This window comes from Streptomyces sp. NPDC101166, assembly GCF_044768125.1.
In the GTDB taxonomy this organism is placed as follows: domain Bacteria; phylum Actinomycetota; class Actinomycetes; order Streptomycetales; family Streptomycetaceae; genus Streptomyces.
In genome coordinates this window covers 321,430-343,363 of record NZ_JBIWPF010000006.1, presented here as the reverse complement: position 1 = coordinate 343,363, position 21,934 = coordinate 321,430, and the positions used below count along the sequence as shown (strand labels likewise).

The 21,934-nt window shown below is 71.6% G+C and carries 23 protein-coding genes; 12 read left to right on the top strand and 11 right to left on the bottom strand.

What is annotated here, in order from left to right:
* Positions 1-19 precede the first annotated feature (19 nt).
* The 3 genes from ACIRS4_RS14245 (at position 20) to recX (ending at position 3,474) form a co-directional block, all read left to right on the top strand.
* Positions 20-1,282 (top strand): AI-2E family transporter, encoded by a 1,263-nt coding sequence (locus tag ACIRS4_RS14245; RefSeq protein WP_404194683.1) that lies wholly within the window; start codon positions 20-22, stop codon positions 1,280-1,282.
* A gap of 272 nt (positions 1,283-1,554) precedes the next feature.
* Positions 1,555-2,685, top strand: a complete 1,131-nt coding sequence (gene recA, locus ACIRS4_RS14240; protein WP_404194680.1) for a recombinase RecA — start codon at positions 1,555-1,557, stop codon at positions 2,683-2,685.
* Between the two features lie 3 nt (positions 2,686-2,688).
* Positions 2,689-3,474 carry a recombination regulator RecX gene (gene recX, locus ACIRS4_RS14235; protein ID WP_404194677.1) on the top strand — a complete coding sequence of 262 codons (786 nt, stop codon included), beginning with the start codon at positions 2,689-2,691 and terminating at the stop codon, positions 3,472-3,474.
* Positions 3,475-3,615: 141 nt separating this feature from the next.
* On the opposite strand, the gene ACIRS4_RS14230 is transcribed toward recX, so the two are convergent.
* From ACIRS4_RS14230 to ACIRS4_RS14200, 7 genes are all read right to left on the bottom strand, one after another.
* A complete protein-coding gene (locus ACIRS4_RS14230; protein ID WP_404194749.1) occupies positions 3,616-4,155 on the bottom strand; it encodes a cysteine dioxygenase in 540 nt (179 codons plus the stop codon).
* Positions 4,156-4,294: 139 nt separating this feature from the next.
* A complete protein-coding gene (locus tag ACIRS4_RS14225) occupies positions 4,295-4,366 on the bottom strand; it encodes a putative leader peptide (protein WP_309544753.1) in 72 nt (23 codons plus the stop codon).
* Positions 4,367-4,499: 133 nt separating this feature from the next.
* Positions 4,500-6,134, bottom strand: coding sequence for an FAD-dependent monooxygenase (locus tag ACIRS4_RS14220; RefSeq protein WP_404194674.1), 1,635 nt, complete (start codon positions 6,132-6,134; stop codon positions 4,500-4,502).
* A 192-nt stretch (positions 6,135-6,326) separates the two neighbouring features.
* The gene (locus ACIRS4_RS14215; RefSeq protein ID WP_404194671.1) at positions 6,327-7,232 is read right to left on the bottom strand and encodes an amino acid ABC transporter permease; all 906 of its coding nucleotides are present in this window, start codon (positions 7,230-7,232) and stop codon (positions 6,327-6,329) included.
* On the bottom strand, positions 7,229-7,897 hold the full coding sequence (locus tag ACIRS4_RS14210) for an amino acid ABC transporter permease (RefSeq protein ID WP_404194746.1): 669 nt from the start codon (positions 7,895-7,897) through the stop codon (positions 7,229-7,231). Before ACIRS4_RS14210 ends, ACIRS4_RS14215 begins: the two co-directional genes overlap by 4 nt.
* A 132-nt stretch (positions 7,898-8,029) precedes the next feature.
* Positions 8,030-8,857 (bottom strand): glutamate ABC transporter substrate-binding protein, encoded by an 828-nt coding sequence (locus ACIRS4_RS14205; RefSeq protein WP_404194668.1) that lies wholly within the window; start codon positions 8,855-8,857, stop codon positions 8,030-8,032.
* A 165-nt stretch (positions 8,858-9,022) separates the two neighbouring features.
* Positions 9,023-9,799 (bottom strand): amino acid ABC transporter ATP-binding protein, encoded by a 777-nt coding sequence (locus tag ACIRS4_RS14200; RefSeq protein WP_404194665.1) that lies wholly within the window; start codon positions 9,797-9,799, stop codon positions 9,023-9,025.
* A gap of 325 nt (positions 9,800-10,124) precedes the next feature.
* Here ACIRS4_RS14200 and ACIRS4_RS14195 point away from each other — a divergent pair, with 325 nt between their 5' ends.
* Positions 10,125-10,811 carry a response regulator transcription factor gene (locus ACIRS4_RS14195; RefSeq protein ID WP_404194663.1) on the top strand — a complete coding sequence of 229 codons (687 nt, stop codon included), beginning with the start codon at positions 10,125-10,127 and terminating at the stop codon, positions 10,809-10,811.
* Between the two features lie 10 nt (positions 10,812-10,821).
* Positions 10,822-12,225 (top strand): ATP-binding protein, encoded by a 1,404-nt coding sequence (locus ACIRS4_RS14190; protein WP_404194660.1) that lies wholly within the window; start codon positions 10,822-10,824, stop codon positions 12,223-12,225.
* A gap of 43 nt (positions 12,226-12,268) precedes the next feature.
* Here ACIRS4_RS14190 and ACIRS4_RS14185 read toward each other — a convergent pair whose 3' ends face one another.
* The gene (locus ACIRS4_RS14185; RefSeq protein WP_404194658.1) at positions 12,269-13,264 is read right to left on the bottom strand and encodes a TAXI family TRAP transporter solute-binding subunit; all 996 of its coding nucleotides are present in this window, start codon (positions 13,262-13,264) and stop codon (positions 12,269-12,271) included.
* 118 nt (positions 13,265-13,382) lie between these two features.
* On the opposite strand from ACIRS4_RS14185, the gene ACIRS4_RS14180 reads away from it, so the two are divergent.
* Positions 13,383-13,793, top strand: coding sequence for a MazG nucleotide pyrophosphohydrolase domain-containing protein (locus ACIRS4_RS14180; RefSeq protein ID WP_358800236.1), 411 nt, complete (start codon positions 13,383-13,385; stop codon positions 13,791-13,793).
* Between the two features lie 39 nt (positions 13,794-13,832).
* Here the strand turns inward: ACIRS4_RS14180 and ACIRS4_RS14175 are convergent, their stop codons facing one another.
* Both ACIRS4_RS14175 and ACIRS4_RS14170 read right to left on the bottom strand, forming a co-directional pair.
* Entirely contained in the window at positions 13,833-15,059 is a 1,227-nt protein-coding gene (locus ACIRS4_RS14175) for a cation:proton antiporter (protein WP_404194656.1), read from the bottom strand.
* Positions 15,060-15,063: 4 nt separating this feature from the next.
* Complete coding sequence (locus ACIRS4_RS14170) at positions 15,064-15,549, bottom strand: cation:proton antiporter regulatory subunit (RefSeq protein WP_404194654.1); 486 nt, start codon at positions 15,547-15,549, stop codon at positions 15,064-15,066.
* A 244-nt stretch (positions 15,550-15,793) separates the two neighbouring features.
* On the opposite strand from ACIRS4_RS14170, the gene ACIRS4_RS14165 reads away from it, so the two are divergent.
* The 4 genes from ACIRS4_RS14165 (at position 15,794) to ACIRS4_RS14150 (ending at position 19,820) form a co-directional block, all read left to right on the top strand.
* Positions 15,794-16,816 carry a sensor histidine kinase gene (locus ACIRS4_RS14165; protein WP_404194652.1) on the top strand — a complete coding sequence of 341 codons (1,023 nt, stop codon included), beginning with the start codon at positions 15,794-15,796 and terminating at the stop codon, positions 16,814-16,816.
* The gene (locus ACIRS4_RS14160; RefSeq protein ID WP_404194649.1) at positions 16,816-17,514 is read left to right on the top strand and encodes a response regulator; all 699 of its coding nucleotides are present in this window, start codon (positions 16,816-16,818) and stop codon (positions 17,512-17,514) included. The genes ACIRS4_RS14165 and ACIRS4_RS14160 overlap by 1 nt, the downstream gene beginning before the upstream one ends.
* Before the next feature lie 66 nt (positions 17,515-17,580).
* Entirely contained in the window at positions 17,581-19,101 is a 1,521-nt protein-coding gene (miaB, locus tag ACIRS4_RS14155) for a tRNA (N6-isopentenyl adenosine(37)-C2)-methylthiotransferase MiaB (protein WP_404194647.1), read from the top strand.
* A 2-nt stretch (positions 19,102-19,103) separates the two neighbouring features.
* Positions 19,104-19,820, top strand: a complete 717-nt coding sequence (locus ACIRS4_RS14150; RefSeq protein ID WP_404194644.1) for a class III extradiol dioxygenase subunit B-like domain-containing protein — start codon at positions 19,104-19,106, stop codon at positions 19,818-19,820.
* 43 nt (positions 19,821-19,863) lie between these two features.
* Here ACIRS4_RS14150 and ACIRS4_RS14145 read toward each other — a convergent pair whose 3' ends face one another.
* Positions 19,864-20,154 carry an antitoxin gene (locus ACIRS4_RS14145; RefSeq protein WP_404194641.1) on the bottom strand — a complete coding sequence of 97 codons (291 nt, stop codon included), beginning with the start codon at positions 20,152-20,154 and terminating at the stop codon, positions 19,864-19,866.
* A gap of 177 nt (positions 20,155-20,331) precedes the next feature.
* On the opposite strand from ACIRS4_RS14145, the gene miaA reads away from it, so the two are divergent.
* A complete protein-coding gene (miaA, locus tag ACIRS4_RS14140; protein WP_404194638.1) occupies positions 20,332-21,270 on the top strand; it encodes a tRNA (adenosine(37)-N6)-dimethylallyltransferase MiaA in 939 nt (312 codons plus the stop codon).
* Between the two features lie 108 nt (positions 21,271-21,378).
* Positions 21,379-21,903, top strand: coding sequence for a hypothetical protein (locus ACIRS4_RS14135; protein ID WP_404194743.1), 525 nt, complete (start codon positions 21,379-21,381; stop codon positions 21,901-21,903).
* Positions 21,904-21,934: the final 31 nt, after the last annotated feature.

Genomic DNA, 21,934 nt, shown 5'->3' with positions numbered 1-21,934 from the left:
CGTGGGCGAGACTTGAGCCGTGGCACCCACTGACGAGAACGGGCAGGTCGCCCCACCCGCGGCCCCGTCGGACATGACGCCGCCCGGCGGCCCTCGGCCCGACGCCGGCAGCGACACCGCGCCCGGCGCGCGCATGCCGCGCTGGCTCCCGCGCGCGATGGTGCTCGCGCTCGCCCTGGTCGCCCTGTTCCAGTTGGGCACCTGGGCCTTCCACCAGCTCATCGGCCTGCTGATCAACATCCTCATCGCGTTCTTCCTGGCCCTCGCCATGGAACCGGCGGTGAGCCGGATGGCCGCCCGCGGCGTCCGCCGGGGCCTCGCGGCGTTCCTGGTCTTCCTCGGTCTGCTGATCGCGTTCGCGGGCTTCTTCACGCTGCTCGGCTCGATGCTCGCCGGGCAGATCATCAAGATGATCGAGGGCTTCCCGGACTATCTGGACTCCGTGATCAGCTGGATCAACGCCACGTTCCACACCGAACTGCGGCGCGTGGACATCCAGGAGGGCCTGCTCCACTCCGACTGGCTGCGGAAGTACGCCCAGAACAGCGCCGCCGGAGTTCTGGACGTCTCCACCCAGGTCCTCGGCGGCCTCTTCCAGCTGCTGACGATCGCGCTGTTCTCGTTCTACTTCGCGGCCGACGGGCCCCGGCTGCGGCGCGCCCTGTGCTCGGTGCTGCCGCCCGCCCGGCAGACGGAGGTGCTGCGCGCGTGGGAGATCGCCGTCGACAAGACCGGCGGCTACCTGTACTCACGCGGGCTGATGGCGCTGATCTCCGGCATCGCGCACTACATCCTCCTGGAGGCCCTCGGCATCCCGTACGCGCCCGTGCTCGCGGTGTGGGTGGGCGTGGTCTCGCAGTTCATCCCCACCATCGGCACGTATCTCGCGGGCGCGCTGCCCATGCTGATCGCCTTCACGGTCGACCCCTGGTACGCGCTGTGGGTGCTGGTGTTCGTCGTGGTCTACCAGCAGTTCGAGAACTACATGCTGCAGCCCAAGCTGACCTCGAAGACCGTCGACATCCACCCCGCCGTCGCCTTCGGCTCGGTCGTCGCCGGCACCGCCCTCCTCGGCGCGGTCGGCGCGCTGATCTCCATCCCGGCGGTCGCCACGCTGCAGGCCTTCCTGGGCGCCTATGTGAAGCGGTACGACGTGACGGACGACCCCCGTGTCCAGGGGCACCGCCGCCGGGGCGAGGGGCCGGGGCTGCTCGACCGGGCGCGGAAGGCGTGGGCGGCGACGAAGGAACGTGCGGGCGGGCGGAGGGAACGCTCCGGCTGACCGCGGCGGGAGGGGCCGACGGGCGCGAGGAGCCTCCCGTCTCGTGGGCGGGTGCCGAGGGCTCTCGGCGTCACCGGCGAGCTTGACACGAAAATCGAACATCTATTCTTATGGAGGCTCCGGCGAGCCTCTCGACGGGGATTTCGTCCCGGTTCGAGGGGAGAAGTGCCCGAGTTATCCACAGGCCGGACCAGCGTCGGGGCGCATTGTCAGTGGCAGGCGTTAGCGTCTTTGACGTGAAGCGATCGACTCAAGCAAACCGGGTGGAACCCATGGCAGGAACCGACCGCGAGAAGGCCCTGGACGCCGCTCTCGCACAGATTGAACGGCAATTCGGCAAGGGCGCGGTCATGCGCATGGGCGAGCGGTCGATGGAGCCCATCGAGGTCATCTCGACCGGTTCGACCGCCCTCGACGTGGCTCTCGGCGTCGGCGGCCTGCCGCGCGGCCGCGTCGTGGAGATCTACGGACCGGAGTCCTCCGGTAAGACCACGCTGACCCTGCACGCCGTCGCCAACGCCCAGAAGGCCGGCGGCCAGGTCGCCTTCGTGGACGCGGAGCACGCCCTCGACCCCGAGTACGCGAAGAAGCTCGGCGTCGACATCGACAACCTGATCCTCTCGCAGCCCGACAACGGCGAGCAGGCCCTGGAGATCGTGGACATGCTGGTCCGCTCCGGCGCCCTCGACCTCATCGTCATCGACTCCGTCGCCGCGCTCGTCCCGCGCGCGGAGATCGAGGGCGAGATGGGCGACAGCCACGTCGGTCTGCAGGCCCGCCTGATGAGCCAGGCCCTGCGGAAGATCACCAGCGCGCTCAACCAGTCCAAGACCACCGCCATCTTCATCAACCAGCTCCGCGAGAAGATCGGCGTCATGTTCGGCTCCCCGGAGACCACGACCGGTGGCCGGGCGCTGAAGTTCTACGCCTCGGTGCGCATCGACATCCGCCGCATCGAGACCCTGAAGGACGGCACCGAGGCGGTCGGCAACCGCACCCGTTGCAAGGTCGTCAAGAACAAGGTCGCGCCGCCCTTCAAGCAGGCCGAGTTCGACATCCTCTACGGCCAGGGCATCAGCCGCGAGGGCGGTCTGATCGACATGGGCGTGGAGCACGGCTTCGTCCGCAAGGCCGGCGCCTGGTACACGTACGAGGGCGACCAGCTGGGCCAGGGCAAGGAGAACGCCCGCAACTTCCTGAAGGACAACCCCGACCTCGCCAACGAGATCGAGAAGAAGATCAAGGAGAAGCTGGGCGTCGGTGTGCGTCCGCAGGAACCCGCCGCCGAGCAGGGCGCGGACGCCGCGGCAGCCACGGGCGAGCCGGCGGACGAGGCCGCCAAGGCCGTCACCGCTCCCGCCGCCAAAACCGCCAGGAACAAGGCCGCGGCTGCCAAGAGCTGATCCGTGACACGACGAACGGACTGGGCCGAGAGCGACGCGTACCCCGGCGGACCCGCCGGGGGCGGTGAGACCTGGCCGGACGGCGGTTCATGGGACGGCTCGCACGGGGGCGAGCGCGAGGACGGCGCAGGCCGGTCCGCCGGCGGCCGCCGAGCGGGGGGCGGCGGCGAGAGCGGTCCCCGTCCGCGCGGCGGGCGCGGACGCCGTCGGCGCGGCTCCACGGACCCGTCCGCCGAGGACGAAGGCGCTCCCACCTCGTCGAGGGCCGAGCGGGAGGCGTCTTCAGGGGACCCGGCTGAGCGGGCGCGGGCGATCTGCCTGCGCCTGCTCACCGGGACCCCGCGCACGCGGAAGCAACTCGCCGACGCCCTGCGCAAGCGGGAGATCCCGGACGACGTGGCCGAGGAGGTGCTGTCGCGGTTCGAGGAGGTCAGACTGATCGACGACAGTGCCTTCGCGGACGCCTGGGTGGAGTCCCGCCATCACGGCCGGGGGCTGGCCCGACGAGCGCTCGCGCAGGAACTGCGCACCAAGGGCGTCGACCCCACACTGATCGACGAGGCCGTCGCCCAGCTCGACTCCGAGCAGGAGGAGACGACCGCGCGCGAACTCGTCGACCGCAAACTGCGGGCCACCCGCGGCCTCGACCGCGACAAACGGATCCGCCGCCTGGCCGGGATGCTCGCGCGCAAGGGCTACTCGCAGGGGATGGCCCTGCGCGTGGTCCGGCAGGCGCTCGAGGAGGAGGGGGAGGACACGGACTTCCTGGGCGAGGACGGGGACTTCTGACACGGGTCCACATGGGCGGCCTCGGGCTCCTGCCCCGCCGCCACATGCGCGTACCTCGCCCGCCCCGCACCGGCGACTGCCCGACGCCGGGCGACCGTTCGCCGAACTCGCTCCCGTCCGGCGGCCGTTCGTCTGGAGCGCTTACTGCCAGTCCTCCGGGCGCTCGACCTGCTCCAGGTGCAGCACCTGGCCGGTGCGGCTGTAGCGGCGGATGCGGGGGAGCGGCGGGTGGTAGGCGTGGACGGAGACCGCGTGCTCGTCGGCCGAGGCGTTGAGCACCTCGTGGACGTGGTGGCGTCCGAAGGCGCGGCCCTGGCCCGCTCCGAGCCGGCGCTCGCGGTCCACGCCCTCGGACAGCTCCAGGCTCTGCCAGCCGTCCGTGGGCAGCCGCACGGCGAGCGATTGTTCCCGCAGCTCGCCACGAGCGGTGAGGAACGCGCCCACCGAGTCGGCGTGGTCGTGCCAGCCGGTGCCGGTGCCGGGCGGCCAACCGATCAGCCAGGCCTCACTGCCGCCGGGTCCCTCCAGGCGCACCCAGGTCCGGCCCTCGGGGTCCAGGGGGAGTGAGGCGATCAGCTCGGCGTCGGCGGCCGTCCGGCGGACGAAGTCGAGGAGTTCCGCCTGCGTCGGGGCCGCCCCCGCGTCGGCGGTGGACGTCGAAGACGGGGCGGAGGCGGGCACGGCGGAAGACAGCGGGGCGGAGGAGACAGCGGGAGACAGAGAGGCAGACACGAGTACCGTCCTGAAAGCGTTCGCGGACGGCGCGCGGCAGCGCGAGAGCGCTCGACGGCGCGCGCCGGTGAAGGGAAGGGATGCGAAGTCAGCAGGACGGACGACACACGCAGCCCGCATAGCGGACGAGGTCCATATGGACCCTCCGCCACAGGCGCACATCGGTGTCGGTCACGATTCGGAGTACACCATGCCGGTGCACACCGGTCAACTCACTGTCACGATGTGGACCTCAGGGTGACGGTGAGTGCCCTCACATCACCGGTGCCCTCAGCCCTCACTCGTCTCAGCCGTCACTTCACTCCCGCCCCCGCCTCGCTCCGAGTCTCCGCCTCACCCTTCTTCTCCGCCTTCTCCTCGCCGACGGTCCCGCCCACCGCCGCCTCCGCGGCCGCGTGCAGCTCGGCCGGGCGAACCCCGCTCAGCGCGGTGACCAGGTGCCCGTCGGGGCGCACCAGCAGCACGGTGTGCGCGGCCGCCCCCGGGTAGCTCTCGGCCACCAGCAGCTCGGCCGGGCTCGGCAGGGCCGTCACGGCGGCGGCCAGCCGGGGCATGACGCCCGCCCCCACCCAGTGCTTGCGCTCCCAGACGCCCGTGCCCGGCGCGATCAGCACCACGAGCAGCGCGCCGCGCCCGAGCCGGTCCCGCAGCCGTACGAAGGAGCCGTCCTCCGCGGTCACCCGCACGTCCTCGACCGGCGAACCCGGCGGAGTGTCCACCGGCGTCTCGCCCTCCAGTCGCCGGGGCGAGAGCGGGGAGTCGGCGTACGTGCCCGGAGCGCCCAGCGCGCCGCGCCCGACGTGACCTTCCGTGAGCAGGGCGTCGTGGCCCCGCACCGCGCCCGGAACGTACGCCCTTATGCCCTTGCCGCCGCGCAGCAGCGGCAGCGCCTGGTCGGCGGCGCGCAACCGGGCGGCGACCACCGCCCGCCGCTCCGTCTGATAGCTGTCGAGCAGCGCCTCGCGCGGCCCGTGGTGCCAGGCCAGCGCCAGCTTCCAGGCGAGGTTGTCGGCGTCGCGCAGCCCCTCGTCCAGCCCCTGGGCGCCCAGCGCGCCGAGCAGGCGCGCCGCGTCCCCGGCGAGGAAGACCCGTCCCGCCCGCCAGCGGCGCGCCAGCCGGTGGTGGACGATGTGGACGCCGGTGTCGAGCAATTCGTACGCCGGGGTGGAGCCGCCGCTCCAGCCCGTCAGGGTCTCGCGGACCCGCGCCACCAGCAGTTCGGGCGTGACGAGGTCGTTGCCGGGCGGCAGCAGCCAGTCCAGGCGCCAGACGCCGTCCGGCAGCGGACGTCCGAGGACCTCTCCGGCGGACGGGCCCGACGTGCGCCACGGCGGCGTCCGGTGAAGCAACGCCTCATTGCCCCACGGCAGTTCCGTGCGCAGCGCGGCGACGGCGTACCGCTCCACCGCCGTGCGTCCGGGGAAGCGGATGTCCTGGAGCTTGCGGACCGTGGAGCGGGGGCCGTCGCAGCCGACCAGATAGCTGCCGCGCCACCAGGTGCCGCCCGGACCGCGGGTGTGGGCGCTGACGCCGGAGGACTCCTGCTCGACGGCGTCTAGGCGGCTGTCCACGGCGATCCGCACCAGCGGTTCGTCCGCGAGGGCCGTGCGCAGGACGCCCGTCAGCACGTGCTGGGCCAGGTGCAGGGGAGCCGGCTCGCTGTCGTCGAAGACGATCTCGCGCGTCACCTGCTTGCGCCGCATCGCCCGCCATCCGGACCAGCGGACGCCGGCCTCGGCCAGGGACGCGCCGGTGAGCCGCTCCACCAGAGCGGTGGTGTCCTCGCGCAGGACGACCGTGCGCGCCGGCCGCGGCTCGTCCTTGCCGGGGCCCTCGTCCAGGACGATCGACGGCACCTCCTGACGCGCCAGCGCCAGGGCCAGCGTGAGCCCGACCGGCCCCGCTCCGACGATGATCACCGGGTCCACGGTGCGATGCCCCCTGCCTGCGACGGTGTCCTCGGGGACGTAAGCGAACAAGAGGTAGGAGCAGGGTGCACGATCACAGAACGTATGCAACCTATTGCCGGTTCCCGCGTCAAGCGAAGGAGGCAGCGGCGCGCACGCCACTGCCTCCTTAGGGCCCAGAGGGCCGTACGGGTCGCCCCGAGTGAGCCGGCGTCAGCCGCCGCCGCCCGCGCCGGTCCCGGCGCCGCCCGGGATCGCGGCCGGGTTGTCCTCGACGTCGTCCGCCGCCAGCACCGCGCCCGTGCCGCGCTTGCTGTGCCGCAACCGCCCCTCCAGCCAGGAGGCGAAGGAGGTCAGGAGCCAGTTCAGCACGATGTAGATGATCGCGACCACGACGAAGCTGGGGACCACGTTGGCGTAGTTGGCCGCCAGCGTGCTGCGCGCGCTGAGCAGCTCGGTGAAGCCGAGCATCACGCCGCCCAGCGCGGTGTCCTTCACGATGACGACCAGCTGGCTGACGATGGCCGGCAGCATCGCGGTGACGGCCTGCGGCAGCAGGATGCTGCTCATCGTCTGCCCCTTGCGCAGACCGATGGCGTACGCGGCCTCCGTCTGCCCGCGGGGCAGGGCGAGGATGCCGGCCCGCACGATCTCGGCGAGGACCGAGGCGTTGTAGAGCACCAGGCCGGTGACGACCGCGTACAGGGGCCGGTCCTCGCTGCTGACGTTCGTGGAGCGGACGAAGAACTCGTTGGCGAACAGCATCAGCAGCAGCACCGGGATGGCACGGAAGAACTCGACCACCGCGCCGGCCGGGACGCTCACCCAGCGGTGGTCGGACATCCTGGCGATGCCGAAGAACGCGCCCAGCGGGAGGGCGATGACCATGGCGAGCGCCGCGGCCTTCAGGGTGTCGCCGAGGCCGGGCAGCAGGTACGTCGTCCACGCCTCGGAGGTGGTGAACGGCTCCCACAGCGCCCATTCGAGCTGCTTCTTGTCGTCCATCTTCGTCCAGACCCACCACAGGGCCGCCGCGAGCAGGACGACGAAGAGGACGGAGAGGATGACGTTGCGCTGTTTGGCGCGGGGGCCGGGGGAGTCGTACAGGACGGAACTCATCGCTTCACCGCCAGTCGCTTGCCGAGCCAGCCGAGCAGCAGGCCGGTGGGAAGGGTCAGGACCACGAAGCCGAACGCGAAGACGGCGCCGATGGCCAGGGTCTGGGCCTCGTTCTCGATCATCCCCTTCATCAGGAACGCCGCCTCGGGCACGCTGATCGCGGCCGCCACGGTGGTGTTCTTGGTGAGGGCGATCAGGACGTTGGTCAGCGGGCCGATGACGGCGCGGAACGCCTGCGGCAGCACGACGAGCGTGAGCGTCTGGATGAATCCCAGACCGATCGCGCGCGCCGCCTCCGCCTGGCCGAGGGGCACGGTGTTGATGCCGGAGCGGATCGCCTCGCACACGAAGGCCGCGGTGTAGGCGATCAGTCCGAGCACCGCGAGCCGGAAGCCCTGGAGCTCGAAGTTGTTCGACGCGCCCATCGTCATACCGAAGATGTCGGCGAGGCCGAGCGAGGTGAAGACGATGATGACGGTCAGAGGGATGTTCCGGACGATGTGGACGTAGGCGGTGCCGAACCCGCGCATCATCGGAACGGGGCTGACCCGCATGGCGGCCAGCAGGGTGCCCCAGATCAGGGAGCCGACGGCGGAGAAGACGGTCAGTTTGACCGTCACCCAGAACGCCCCGAGGACGTCGTAGCCTTCAAGAAAGTCGAACACGATCTCCCGCGCTTCCGGGTGGGTGGCGTACGTGGAGGGCGTGGCGGGCCGCCCGCCGTGATCGCGACGGCGGGCGGCCCGCCCGCGGAACCCCACGTCGGGCGCGGGATTCCTGAGGCGGCGGGCGCCGGGTTACTTGACGACGACGCCGATCTTCGGGGCGGGCTCGTTCTTGTAGCCGGCCGGGCCGAAGTTCTTCTCGACGGCCTTCTGCCAGGAGTTGTCGTCGACCATCTTCTTCAGGGCGGCGTTGATCTTGTCGACGGTGGCCTTGTCGCCCTTCTTCACGCCGATGCCGTAGTTCTCGTTGCTGAGCTGCTCGCCCACCAGCTTGAACTTGCCCTTGTACTTGTCCTGCGAGGCGTAGCCCGCGAGGATCGAGTCGTCGGTGGTCACCGCGTCGACCGAACCGCTCTGGAGGGCGGCGAGGCACTCCGAGTAGCCCGGGAGCTGGCGCAGGTTGGCGCTGGGGGCGATCTTGTCCTTGATGTTCTGCGCCGAGGTCGATCCGGTGACCGAGCACAGGTTCTTGCCGTTGAGGTCCGCGCCCTTGGCGATCTTGGAGTCGGACTTGACCAGCAGGTCCTGGTGCGCCAGCAGGTAGGGGCCGGCGAAGTCGACCTTGGCCTTGCGCTTGTCGTTGATCGAGTACGAGGCCACGATGAACTTCACGTCGCCGCGCGAGAGGGCGTTCTCGCGGTCGGCGCTCTTGGTCTCGACGAACTCGATCTGCTTCGGCTCGTAGCCGAGCTCCTTGGCCACGTACGTCGCCACGTCCACGTCGAAGCCGGAGAAGGAGCCGTCCGGCTCCTTCAGGCCGATGCCGGGCTGGTCGTACTTGATGCCGACCTTGACCTTGTCGCCTCCGGAGCCGGAGTCCTTGTCGCCGCCGCACGCGGTGGCGCTCAGGGTGAGGGCGAGGACGGCGGCCGAGGCGGCGGTGACCTTGCGAAGCTTCATGGTGAACTTCCTTTGGATGATGCCTTCAGGAGACGAAGGAATGCGGGCCGTCGAAAGGCGGGTGACGCGGTTCGGTGATCCGGGCCGGGTGACGCGGATCGATGGCGCAAATCGTCGTCGGGGCGGCGCGGGAGGCGCCGGGGCGGTGTGCCGGGCGGCGCGCCGTCAGTGGTGCAGGATCTTCGACAGGAAGTCCTTGGCGCGGTCGCTGCGCGGGTTGCTGAAGAACTGGTCGGGCGTGGCCTCTTCGACGATCCGGCCGTCCGCCATGAAGACGACGCGGTTCGCGGCCGATCGCGCGAAGCCCATCTCGTGGGTGACGACGATCATGGTCATTCCGTCCCGGGCGAGCTGCTGCATGACCTCCAGCACCTCGTTGATCATCTCCGGGTCGAGGGCCGAGGTCGGCTCGTCGAAGAGCATGACCTTCGGGTTCATGGCCAGGGCCCGCGCGATGGCGACGCGCTGCTGCTGACCGCCGGAGAGCTGGGCCGGGTACTTGTCGGCCTGGGTGCCCACGCCGACCCGGTCGAGGAGCTCGCGGGCCCTCTCCTCCGCCTTCTTCTTGTCCGTCTTGCGGACCTTGATCTGGCCCAGCATCACGTTCTGCAGCACGGTCTTGTGCGCGAACAGGTTGAACGACTGGAACACCATGCCGACGTCGGCGCGCAGCCGGGCCAGCTCCTTGCCCTCCTGGGGCAGCGGCTTCCCGTCGATCGTGATCGTCCCCGCGTCGATCGTCTCCAGGCGGTTGATGGTGCGGCACAGGGTGGACTTGCCGGACCCGGAGGGTCCGATGACCACGACGACTTCACCGCGTTCGATCGTCAGATCGATGTCCTGGAGAACGTGCAACGCGCCGAAGTGCTTGTTGACGCTCTTCAGGACGACCAGTTCGCCGGGCGCGGCCGCGTCTTCCTTGGCCACCGATACTTCGGTCATCGCTCTAAGGCTCCGTCCTCCTCGGTTTCGGAGGACAGTAGTAACCACTCGCGACCAGCGTCATTACATCTGAGGGGAATCTGAGCATCACGATCCGATAGCAATCGGACACGTGTCGTAGCACTTGTGACCTGGGCGCGTATCGGGCGGATAACGGAAGCTCCGCGCAACCGGAACCCACTTGACGGCGTCCTCGTCCATCAGCGTGACTTCCACCGTGCACGCGCGTGTGCGCCGCGCCGGTGGTGTGCTGAAACCACACGTCCAGTTCGTACGACTTTCTACAGAATCAGATCGTACGCCCGATGAACCGAAGGAGGCCGGGGTGAGACTGCTGCTCGTCGAGGACGACAACCACGTCGCCGCCGCGCTGTCAGCGGTCCTCAAGCGGCACGGGTTCGACGTCACCCACGCGCGCAGCGGCGAGGAGGCGCTCCAGGCGCTCGTCCCGGAAGGCCCCGGCTTCGGTGTCGTCCTGCTCGACCTGGGGCTGCCCGACCAGGACGGCTACGAGGTCTGCGGCAAGATCCGCAAGCGCACCGCGACCCCGGTGATCATGGTGACCGCCCGCTCCGACGTGCGCTCGCGCATCCACGGCCTCAACCTCGGCGCCGACGACTACGTGGTGAAGCCGTACGACACCGGCGAACTGCTCGCCCGTATCCACGCCGTCAGCCGGCGCACCGCGCCCGAGGACCCGGCCGAGGCCGGCGAGGACCAACTGCGCCTCGGCCCCGTCCACATCGAACTGCCCACCAGACGCGTCACCGTCGACGGCTCGGTGATCCAGCTCACCCGCAAGGAGTTCGACCTGCTCGCGCTGCTCGCCCAGCGCCCCGGCGTCGTCTTCCGCCGGGAACAGATCATCAGCGAGGTGTGGCGAACCAGTTGGGAGGGGACCGGGCGCACCCTGGAGGTGCACGTCGCCTCGCTGCGCGCCAAACTGCGGATGCCCGCCCTGATCGAGACCGTGCGCGGCGTCGGGTACCGGCTCGTCGCCCCGGCCGCTTAGCGGGGACGGTTTGCGGACTCGTCTCCTCCCGCTGCTCATCGTGCTGATGGCGGCCGTCCTGCTCGCGCTGGGCGTGCCGCTCGCCGTCAGCGTGGCCCGGGCCGAGCAGCAGGACGTGGTCGTCGACCGCATCGACGACACGGCCCGCTTCGCCGCCCTCGCCCAGTTCGTCACCGCGCCGACCGCCGCCGAGCCCACGTCCCCCGACGAACGGCGCGAGGCGCTGGTACGCGAACTGGCCAGCTACTACGACGTCTACGGCATCCGTGCCGGCGTCTTCTACGGCACCGACGCCCCCATGGCTCATGCGCCGAGGGACTGGTACCTCCCCAAGTCGGGCGAGGTGCGGGACGCCTTCGAGGAGGCGCTCCTCAGCCGCCGCAGCCATGACCCCCAGCAGGTGTGGCCATGGCAGCGCAACCGGCTCGTCGTGGCGTCACCGGTCATCCGCGACGGCGACGTCGTCGCGGTCGTCGTCACCGACTCGCCCACCGGGGCCATGCGCTCGCGGATCCTGCACGGCTGGCTCGTCGTCGGCGCCGGCGAGATCGCCGCGATGCTCCTCGCCATCGGCGCGGCCCTCCGGCTGACGGGGTGGGTGCTCAGGCCCGTCCGGGTCCTGGACGCCACCACCCACGACATCGCCACCGGCCGTCTGAAGTCCCGCGTCGCCGTCGCCAGCGGCCCGCCGGAACTGCGGCGGCTGGCCCGGTCGTTCAACGAGATGGCGGACAACGTCGAGGACGTCCTGGAACAGCAGCGCGCCTTCGTCGCCGACGCCTCGCACCAACTGCGCAACCCCCTCGCGGCGCTGCTGCTGCGCATCGAACTGCTGGCCTACGAACTCCCCGAGGGCAACGAGGAGATCGCCTCCGTGCAGAGCGAGGGCAAGCGTCTCGCCCAGGTCCTGGACGACCTGCTCGACCTGGCGCTGGCCGAGCACACCGAGGCCGACCTCAGGGTCACCGACATCGGCGCGCTCACCGCCGAGCGTGTCGCGGCCTGGTCGCCGACCGCCGAGGCCAAGGGCGTGCGCCTGATCGGGGACTGCCCGCCCACCACCGCCTGGGCCGACCCGGTCACACTGTCCAGCGCCCTGGACGCGGTGATCGACAACGCGGTGAAGTTCACGCCCGAGGGCGAGAGCGTCGAGGTCGCGGTCGCCAGCGACGGGGGCGCCACGACCGTCGTCGTCACCGACAACGGCCCCGGGCTGACCGACGAGGAACTCGCGCGCGTGGGCGACCGTTTCTGGCGCAGCGGCCGCCACCAGAACATCAAGGGCTCCGGCCTCGGCCTGTCCATCTCCCGCACCCTCCTCGCGGCCGGCGGCGGCTCCCTCGCCTACGAGCACCACGAGCCCAGCGGCCTCAGGGTGACGGTGTCGGTGCCCAGGTCACGACCGACGGGCTGAGGAGCCCACGGCGTGAGAGCGAGCTGCCCTCGGAAAGAGCGCCCTACGGTTTGACCGACTTGTAGTAGCGCTTGGCGCCCTCGTGCAGGGGCAGCGGGTCGGTGTAGATCGCGGTGCGCAGATCGACCAGCTGCGCGGAGTGGACGTGCCGGCCTATGCCGTCCCGGCTCTTGATCACGGTCCGGGTCAGCCACTCGGTGAGCCTCGGATCCATGTCCGTACGCGTGATCAGCAGGTTGGAGACCGCGATCGTCGGCACGGTCGCGCCGTTCTGGACGGTCGGATAAGCCGACTCCGGCATGTTCGTCGCCCGGTAGTAGCCGGTGGCGTCGTCCTGCTCGTGCATCTTGGCCACGAGCTCGGGACCGATCGGCACGAACCGGAAGGTGAACCGGTTGGCGAGATCCTGGAGCCCGGCCGTCGGCACCCCGCCGGACCAGAAGAACGCGTCGATCCTGCCCTGGCGCAGCTGCTCGGGCCCGGTGTCGATGCCCTCGGCCATGGCCGTGATGTCCTTCGCGGGATCGAGCCCAGCGGCCCGCAGCACCCGCTCCGCGATGAGCCTCACCCCGGACCGGGGAAGTCCCGTGGCGACCGTCCTGCCCTTGAGGTCCGCGACGGAGCGCACGGCGGAGTCGCGCGGCACGACCAGCTGCACATAGTCGTCGTAGAGCCGGGCCACGCCGCGCAGCCGGGCGGTGGCGTCCGCGTGCTGCGCCTCGTACGTCTCCACGGCGTCGGCGGCGGCGATGGCGAAGTCGGCCTGCCCCGTCGCCACGCGCGCGACGTTCTCCTGCGAGCCGTTGCTCGCGGTCAGGTCCACGTCCAGGTCCGGCATGTCCGCGGCGAGCTCGTTGCGCAAGCGGCTGCCGTACTCGTAGTAGACGCCGCTCGTGGTGCCCGTGCTGAGGGTGACCGCGCCGCTCGGCGGCTCCTCGCCCAGCGGCAGCAGCCACCACAGCAGCAGCCCGAGCACGACGACGCCGGCCGCACCCGACAGGACGCGGCCCCTGCCGGCACGGGGGAACACCTTGGACATGCGCGCGATCCTGCCAGGCCGGAGGCGACGGTGACCAGGGCGAGGGTCACAGGGCGGCGGGAGCGGGCGCCCGAGGCGGGCGGGCCGCGCTGTCAGCGGCCGTCGTTACAGTCGGTGCATGAGTTCCTCCTCGCCCGCCGACCTGGTCCGCGCCTTCCACCTCGCCTTCGGGCTCGACGCCCGCACCACGCCGTCGACGGTGTCGCCCCGGCTCGCCCGGCATCGCGGGGAGCTGCTCGCCGAGGAGGCGGCCGAGGTGGCCGAAGTGGCGGTCGACGGCCCGCTGGACCGGCTCGCGCACGAACTGGCCGACGTCGTCTACGTCGCCTACGGAACCGCCCTGGTGCACGGGATCGACCTCGACGCGGTGATCGCCGAGATCCACCGCTCCAACATGACCAAGATCGGCCCCGACGGGCAGGTCGCCCGCAGAGCCGACGGCAAGGTCCTCAAAGGCGAGCACTACGAGGCGCCGGACGTGTCGGCGGTGCTGCGCCGCCAGGGGTGGGAGCCGGGCGGCGCAGCCTGAGCGTGACCTGACCGTGCGATCGTCGCGCGCGGGCCCGTCTCAGTCGCCGACCGGTGTCTCCTCCCGCACCTCGGGCGCCCGCTCCGGAACACCCCGCCCGGAGTCGCCGCGCCGCCGAGACCACCACAGGGCCACCGGTTCGGTGTAGCGGGCGGTGAGGGGGCCGAGGACGACCAGGATCAGCACGTACGCGGTCGCCAGCGGGCCGAGCGAGGGCTCGATGCCGGCGGTGACCGCCAGCCCGGCGATGACGATCGAGAACTCCCCGCGCGCCACCAGCGCACCGCCCGCGCGCCAGCGGCCCTTCACCGACACACCGGCCCGCCGGGCCGCCCAGTAACCGGTGGCGATCTTCGTGGCGGCGGTGACGGCGGCCAGCGCGAGCGCGGGCAGCAGCACCGGCGGAATGCTGGCCGGGTCGGTGTGCAGCCCGAAGAACACGAAGAACACCGCGGCGAACAGGTCCCGCAGCGGGCTCAGAAGAGTGTGCGCCCCCTCGGCGACCTCCCCGGACAACGCGATGCCCACCAGGAACGCGCCGACCGCCGCCGACACCTGGAGCTGCTGCGCCACACCCGCGACCAGGATCGTCAGCCCCAGCACCACCAGCAGCAGCTTCTCAGGGTCGTCGCTGGACACGAAACGGGAGATGAGCCGCCCGTAGCGCACCGCCGCGAACAGCACGAGACCCGCGACGCCCAGCGCGATCGCCAGCGTCACGCTGCCCGCCGCCAGCCCCACCCCGGCCACCAGCGCGGTGACGATCGGCAGGTAGACCGCCATCGCCAGATCCTCCAGCACCAGCACGCTGAGGATCACCGGCGTCTCCCGGTTGCCGACCCGGCCCAGATCGCCCAGGACCTTGGCGATCACCCCGGACGACGAGATCCAGGTGACGCCGGCGAGCACCACGGCCGCCACCGGACCCCAGCCCAGCAGCAGCGCGGCCAACGCGCCCGGCACCGCGTTCAGGGCGCAGTCCACCAGCCCGGACGGATAGTGCGCCTTCAGGTTGGAGACCAGATCGCTCGCCGTGTACTCCAGGCCGAGCATCAGCAGCAGCAGGATGACGCCGATCTCGGCGCCGATGGCCACGAACTCCTCGCTCGCGCCGAGCGGCAGCAGCCCGCCCTCGCCGAAGGCCAGACCGGCCAGCAGATACAGCGGAATCGGGGAGAACTGGAACCGGGCCGCGAACCGGCCGAGCAGGCCGAGACCCAGGATGATGGAACCGAACTCGATCAACAGGACTGCGGAAGAGTGCACCCTCTCACTCCCGGCCGAGTATCGCCGCGGCCGCGTCGACGCCCTCACGGGTGCCGATCACGATGAGGGTGTCCCCGCCCGCCAGCCGGAAGTCCGGCGCCGGCGACGGGATCGCCTCCGCCCTCCGCAGCACCGCCACGATCGACGCTCCCGTCTCCGTGCGCATCCGGGTGTCGCCCAGCACCCGCCCGTTCCAGCGCGAGGTGGCGGCCACCTCGACCCGTTCGGCGACCAGCCCCAGGTCAGTGGTGTAGAGCAGGCTCGCGCTGTGGTGCGACGGCATCAGCGCGTCGATCAGCGAGCCCGCCTCGGCGACGGTCAGCCGCAGCGACTGGGCGCAGGAATCCGGGTCGTCGGCGCTGTACACGCTCACCGTCCGGGCACCGTCACGGTGCGCCACCACGGACAGGTGGCGCTGCTCCCGCGTCACGAGGTCGTACTGGACGCCTATCCCTGGCAGCGGCGTCGTCCGGAGACGGGGGGCAGACATGTTTCTCCACTCCTTGATGCTCGGGTTCGAGGCTCGAAGACGTTCGAGGCCCGATGACGTTCGAATCGGCCCGGCCGGCGGCCCCGCGGAGCCGCCGGTCACGGGTGCGCGGAGCCGCCATGCTGCCATCCCGCCGTACCGTGGCGACATGGGTGTCATGACGGATATACGACGCCGGCGACCCGCGCGGAGACTGGTCAGGGCAGTGCTACGGATACCCGAGGGAAGAGGGGGGATCACACACGTGTCGCTGTTCTGGCGGATCTTCGCCCTCAACGCCGTGGGCCTGGTCGTGGCCGCCGCGATGCTCCTGGGCCCGGTCACCGTCTCCACGCCCGTCCTGCCGGCCGAGGTGCTCGTCGTCGTGGGCGGCCTGGCCACGCTGCTGGCCGTCAACGCGGTCGTGCTCCGCGTCGGCCTCGCCCCGCTCGCACGCCTCGGCCGGTCGATGGCCGACGCGGACCTGCTGCACCCCGGGCCCAGGCCCGTCGTCTCCGGCCCGGTGGAGACGGCCGAGCTGATCGCCACCTACAACTCCATGCTCGACCGGCTCGGCGCCGAGCGGGCCGCGAGCGCCGGCCGGGCCCTGTCGGCACAGGAGCGCGAACGCCACCGCATCGCCCGCGAACTGCACGACGAGGTGGGCCAGACCCTGACCGCCGTACTGCTCCAGCTCAAGCGCGTCGCCGACCGTGCCCCGCACGACCTGCGCGAGGAGGTGGGCCAGGCACAGGAGGCCACCCGCGCCGGCCTCGACGAGATCCGCCGCATCGCCCGTCGGCTGCGCCCCGGCGTCCTGGAGGAACTCGGCCTGCTCAGCGCCCTGCGCTCGCTCGCCGCCGAGTTCACCGCCCACGGCCTGACGGTGCGCCCGGACCTGCGGACCGGTCTGCCGCCGCTCACCGCGGAAACGGAACTGGTGCTCTACCGCGTCGCCCAGGAAGCCCTCACCAACACCGCCCGCCACTCCGGCGCCGACCGCGCCGAACTCAGCCTCCGCCCGGCCCCCGACGGCGTCGAACTCCTCGTCGGGGACAACGGCGCCGGCCTCGGCCCGACGACGGAGGAGGGAACCGGCATCCGGGGCATGCGCGAACGCGCCCTGCTGATCGGAGTGGACCTCACCGTCGGCCCGGGCGACGACGGGGGGACGCGGGTGCGGCTCCGGGTCCGCACGCCCGGCGCGGGCGACGCGGCGGACCCACGCGCGCGTGCCCGCCCCTCCGGCGCCCCGCCCACCGCCGCCGCCACCTCCGGAGCCCCCTGATGACCCACCAGCAGTCCCCGCAGGACGCCGAGCCCGGCGGCCGCGTCATCCGCGTCCTCCTCGCCGACGACCACACCCTGGTGCGCCGAGGGGTGCGGCTCATCCTGGACGGCGAGCCCGACCTGGCGGTCGTGGCCGAGGCCGGGGACGGCACGGAGGCGGTCGAACGGGCCCGCGCCGGCGACATCGACCTCGCCGTCCTCGACGTGGCCATGCCCCGCACGACCGGTCTCCAGGCCGCCCGCGAGCTCTCCCGCCGCCTCCCCGGCCTGCGCATCCTGATCCTCACGATGTACGACAGCGAGCAGTACTTCTTCGAGGCGCTCAAGGCCGGCGCGGGCGGCTACGTGCTGAAGTCCGTCGCCGACCGCGACCTCGTCGAGGCATGCCGTGCGGTCATGCGCGACGAACCGTTCATCTACCCCGGCGCGGAGCGGGCCCTCGTCCGCTCCTACCTGGACCGCCTGCACCGCGGCGACGGCGTCGACGGCCTCCCCGAGCGGCCCATCACCGAACGCGAGGAGGAGATCCTCAAGCTCGTCGCCGAGGGCCACACCTCCAAGGAGATCGGCGCGCTGCTCTTCATCAGCGCCAAGACGGTCGAACGGCACCGCGCCAACCTGCTCCAGAAGCTCGGCATGCGCGACCGCCTGGAGCTCACCCGCTACGCGATCCGCGCCGGCCTGATCGACCCCTGAGGCCCGGCCGGCCCCTGCGACGAACGGTGATCCGGGGCACCGTTCGCGAGCGCCTACCCTTGTCCCATGACCAGCAGCAGCGACCGGACCCGGGCAGAGGGCGTGAAGACCTACGAAGTCCGCACCTACGGGTGCCAGATGAACGTCCACGACTCCGAGCGGTTGTCCGGGCTGCTCGAGGACGCCGGATACGTGCGCGCCCCCGAGGGATCGGACGGGGACGCGGACGTCGTCGTCTTCAACACCTGCGCGGTCCGCGAGAACGCCGACAACCGGCTGTACGGCAACCTCGGCCGGCTCGCGCCGAAGAAGGTCTCCCGGCCCGGCATGCAGATCGCGGTCGGCGGCTGCCTCGCCCAGAAGGACCGCGACACCATCGTCAAGAAGGCGCCCTGGGTGGACGTCGTCTTCGGCACGCACAACATCGGCAAGCTGCCGGTCCTGCTCGAACGCGCGCGCGTCCAGGAGGAGGCGCAGGTCGAGATCGCCGAGTCGCTGGAAGCGTTCCCCTCGACCCTGCCGACCCGCCGGGAGAGCGCGTACGCCGCCTGGGTGTCCATCTCCGTCGGCTGCAACAACACGTGCACCTTCTGCATCGTCCCGGCGCTGCGCGGCAAGGAGAAGGACCGCCGCACCGGCGACATCCTCGCCGAGATCGAGGCGTTGGTCGACGAGGGCGTCAGCGAGATCACCCTGCTCGGCCAGAACGTCAACGCCTACGGCTCCGACATCGGCGACCGCGAGGCGTTCAGCAAGCTGCTGCGGGCCTGCGGGAAGATCGACGGCCTGGAGCGCGTCCGCTTCACCTCCCCGCACCCGCGGGACTTCACCGACGACGTCATCGCGGCCATGGCCCAGACCCCCAACGTGATGCCGCAGCTGCACATGCCGCTGCAGTCCGGTTCGGACACCGTCCTGAAGGCGATGCGCCGCTCCTACCGGCAGGAGCGCTACCTCGGCATCATCGAGAAGGTGCGCGCCGCCATCCCGCACGCGGCGATCACCACCGACATCATCGTGGGCTTCCCCGGCGAGACCGAGGAGGACTTCGAGCAGACCCTGCACGTCGTGCGTGAGGCCCGCTTCTCGCAGGCGTTCACCTTCCAGTACTCCAAGCGCCCCGGCACCCCCGCCGCGACCATGGAGGACCAGATCCCCAAGGAAGTCGTCCAGGCGCGCTACGAGCGTCTCGTCGCCCTCCAGGAGGAGATCTCCTGGGAGGAGAACAAGAAGCAGGTCGGCCGCAAGCTCGACCTCATGGTGGCGGAGGGCGAGGGCCGCAAGGACGGCGCCACCCACCGCCTCTCCGGCCGCGCCCCCGACAACCGCCTGGTCCACTTCACCAAGCCGGAGCAGGAGGTGCGCCCCGGCGACATGGTGACCGTCGAGGTCACCTACGCCGCCCCGCACCACCTCCTCGCCGAGGGCGCGGTCCTTGACGTGCGCCGCACGCGCGCGGGTGACGCCTGGGAGAAGCGTCACGCCGAGAAGGCCGCCCGGTCCGCCGGCGTCATGCTCGGCCTGCCCGGGATCGGCGCCCCCGCGCCGCTCCCGGTGGCCGCCGGCAGCGGTTGCGGCTGCGACTGATCATGCTGGTCGCCGCCGCAGTCTGCCCCTGCCCGCCCCTGCTCGTGCCCGACGTCGCCGCGGGCGCCGCGTCCGAGCTGGACGACGCGCGCGCCGCGTGCGCCGCAGCGGTGGGCGTGCTCGCCGCCATCCGGCCGGACCGCCTCGTGGTCGTCGGCCCCGCCGAGGAGCCCGGACGAGGGGCGCACCCCGAGGGCGCGCACGGCTCCTTCCGCGGCTTCGGCGTGGACCTCTCCGTACGCCTGGGACGCGCCGTCGCCGACGCCGGCCCCAGGGGGGAGCTGCCGCCGTCCCTCGCCGTCGGCGCCTGGCTGCTGGAGCACGCCGGACGGCCCGACGTCCCGGTCGAGGGTCTCGGCGTGGGCGAGCCCCTGGCCGTCGAGCGCTGCGTCGAGGTCGGCAGGGACATAGGTGCGCGGTCGGGGCGGGTCGCCCTGCTGGTCATGGGAGACGCCAGCGCCTGCCGGACGGTGAAGGCGCCGGGCTATCTCGACGAGCGCGCCGCCCCGTTCGACGCCGCCGTCGCACGGGCGCTCGGCACGGCGGACGTCGAAGCGCTCAAGGCGCTCGACGTCCGTGTGGCACGGGAGCTGAAAGCCTCCGGCCGGGCCCCGTGGCAGGTGCTCGCGGGCGCGGCTGAGGGCGCGGGTCTCACGGGCACGTTGCTGTACGAGGACGCCCCGTACGGCGTGGGGTACGCGGTCGCCGCCTGGTCCTGACGTCTAGAGGCGGGCGTGCGCGTGGGCGCGCGTGAGGCGCAGTTCAGGAGTTCGGCGGCGGCGGTGTGGTCGGCGGCGTGAACGTGTCGCCCGCCCCCGGCCCCTCCTTGTGCGCGAGCGGTCCGTCTTTGTGGGCGAGCCGGTCCATGGCGCCCTTCGCCTTGCCGGTGCCCGAGTGGATCCTGTCGCTGTACTTGCCCTTCGTCTTCTGGTCGACGGTTCTGGCGGCCTTGTCGATCCCGTGATGGATCTTCCCCTCGTGCCGATGCGCCAGGTCCGAGACCTTGTCCTTGGCCGGGGCGAGCTTGGACTTCAAGTTGTGCAGAAGACCCATGGGTCACCTTCTCCGCAGAAGCAGAACGAGACATGCGATAACGCCCGCAATCACTCCATACGGTACTCGCGCGGGCGGCATCCCGCGTCGCCCGGCGCCGGGCGGAAAACGACGCCGAACCTGCCCCGTCACCTCACTCGTTCGAGGGCAGGGCGCGAGGTTTGGGAGACTGTCACGGTGAGCAGCGCATCCTCCACCCCCCGCGTCATCGCGGTCGTCGGCCCCACGGCGGCCGGAAAGTCCGATCTGGGCGTCTTCCTGGCCCAGCAGCTCGGCGGCGAGGTCGTCAACGCCGACTCCATGCAGCTCTATCGCGGGATGGACATCGGCACCGCCAAGCTGACGCCCGAGGAACGCGCCGGGGTCCCGCACCACCTCCTGGACATCTGGGACGTCACCGTCACCGCCTCCGTCGCCGAGTACCAGCGGCTGGCCCGCGCGCGGATCGACGCGCTGCTCGCCGAGGGGCGCTGGCCGATCCTGGTCGGCGGCTCCGGGCTCTACATCCGCGGCGCCGTGGACAATCTGGAGTTCCCCGGCACCGACCCCGAGGTCCGCGCCAGGCTGGAGGAGGAGCTCACCCTGCGCGGCTCCGGCGCCCTGCACGCCCGCCTGGCCGCCGCCGATCCCGAGGCCGCGCAGGCGATCCTGCCCAGCAACGGACGCCGTATCGTCCGCGCCCTCGAGGTGATCGAGATCACCGGCAGGCCCTTCACGGCCAACCTGCCGGGCCATGACTCCGTCTACGACACCGTCCAGATCGGCGTCGACGTGGCCCGCCCCGAACTCGACGAGCGCATCGCCCGCCGCGTCGACCGCATGTGGGACGCGGGGCTCGTGGACGAGGTGCGCGCCCTGGAGACGCGGGGCCTGCGCCAGGGGCGTACGGCGTCGCGCGCGCTCGGCTACCAGCAGGTCCTGGCGGCGCTGGCCGGCGAGTGCACGATGGACGAGGCGCGCGCGGAGACCGTGCGAGCCACCAAGCGCTTCGCGCGCCGTCAGGATTCGTGGTTCAGGCGCGACCCGCGGGTGCACTGGTTGAGTGGGTCCGTCGCGGACCGCGCGGAACTTCCGCGGCTCGCACTGACGTTGCTCGAACGACCGGTCACAGCCTGATCACGTCATGGCATCGGGACGCTCAGGCCGTCATCCGGGCCCCCGGCAGCGTGCCATCATCGAGCTTCGATCGACCAAGTGGAGTCCGAGTTGGGAGGGCGCGTGGCGATGGAGGCCGGCCCTCGTGACGCCGCACAAGGCACCGAGCACCTGATCACCGAGCGGGTGGAACCGGAGCCGGAGGACGTGCGTCTGAGCCCCGACGGACCGGACGACGCCGGGAGCGGTGTGGACGACACTCTGGACGGTGTGACCGAGGACGGTCCCGAGCCCGAGGAGATGTTCGCGAGCGGCCCCGAGGTCGAGGTCGAACTGCGCCCGCAGCGTCGCCTCCGGATCTGGCAGCTCGCCCCCATCGTGGCCCTGGCCGCCACCGGTTCCCTGATGTTCGCGTTCCCCCTCGCCTTCGACTTCGGCGACAGCGGGGCCGTGATCGCCATGCTGGGGCTGCTGATCTGCTTCTGCGCGGCCGGGTGGGGCATGACGGCCGCCCGCCGTGTGGGTCACACGTGGCCCGGGTTCCCCCCGCGCGGCTCGGGCCGGCGTCCCGACTGGCGCGTCGTCCTCGCGTACGTCGTCCTGGTGGCCGCCGTGGTGGTCCTGGCGGTCCTGCGCGTCGCCAGGCTGCGCTGAGCCCCGTCCCGCGAGCCGTGTCGTACCCACC

What these genes read in the sequence shown, in the direction of transcription:
- recA (WP_404194680.1), top strand. Translation starts at nt 1,555, where the DNA reads ATGGCAGGAACCGACCGCGAGAAGGCCCTGGACGCCGCTCTCGCACAG.
- ACIRS4_RS14215 (WP_404194671.1), bottom strand. Translation starts at nt 7,232, where the DNA reads ATGAGTTCCGTCCTGTACGACTCCCCCGGCCCCCGCGCCAAACAGCGC.
- ACIRS4_RS14205 (WP_404194668.1), bottom strand. Translation starts at nt 8,857, where the DNA reads ATGAAGCTTCGCAAGGTCACCGCCGCCTCGGCCGCCGTCCTCGCCCTC.
- ACIRS4_RS14200 (WP_404194665.1), bottom strand. Translation starts at nt 9,799, where the DNA reads ATGACCGAAGTATCGGTGGCCAAGGAAGACGCGGCCGCGCCCGGCGAA.
- ACIRS4_RS14185 (WP_404194658.1), bottom strand. Translation starts at nt 13,264, where the DNA reads ATGTCCAAGGTGTTCCCCCGTGCCGGCAGGGGCCGCGTCCTGTCGGGT.
- ACIRS4_RS14180 (WP_358800236.1), top strand. Translation starts at nt 13,383, where the DNA reads ATGAGTTCCTCCTCGCCCGCCGACCTGGTCCGCGCCTTCCACCTCGCC.
- ACIRS4_RS14170 (WP_404194654.1), bottom strand. Translation starts at nt 15,549, where the DNA reads ATGTCTGCCCCCCGTCTCCGGACGACGCCGCTGCCAGGGATAGGCGTC.
- ACIRS4_RS14160 (WP_404194649.1), top strand. Translation starts at nt 16,816, where the DNA reads ATGACCCACCAGCAGTCCCCGCAGGACGCCGAGCCCGGCGGCCGCGTC.
- miaB (WP_404194647.1), top strand. Translation starts at nt 17,581, where the DNA reads ATGACCAGCAGCAGCGACCGGACCCGGGCAGAGGGCGTGAAGACCTAC.
- ACIRS4_RS14150 (WP_404194644.1), top strand. Translation starts at nt 19,104, where the DNA reads ATGCTGGTCGCCGCCGCAGTCTGCCCCTGCCCGCCCCTGCTCGTGCCC.
- ACIRS4_RS14145 (WP_404194641.1), bottom strand. Translation starts at nt 20,154, where the DNA reads ATGGGTCTTCTGCACAACTTGAAGTCCAAGCTCGCCCCGGCCAAGGAC.
- ACIRS4_RS14135 (WP_404194743.1), top strand. Translation starts at nt 21,379, where the DNA reads ATGGAGGCCGGCCCTCGTGACGCCGCACAAGGCACCGAGCACCTGATC.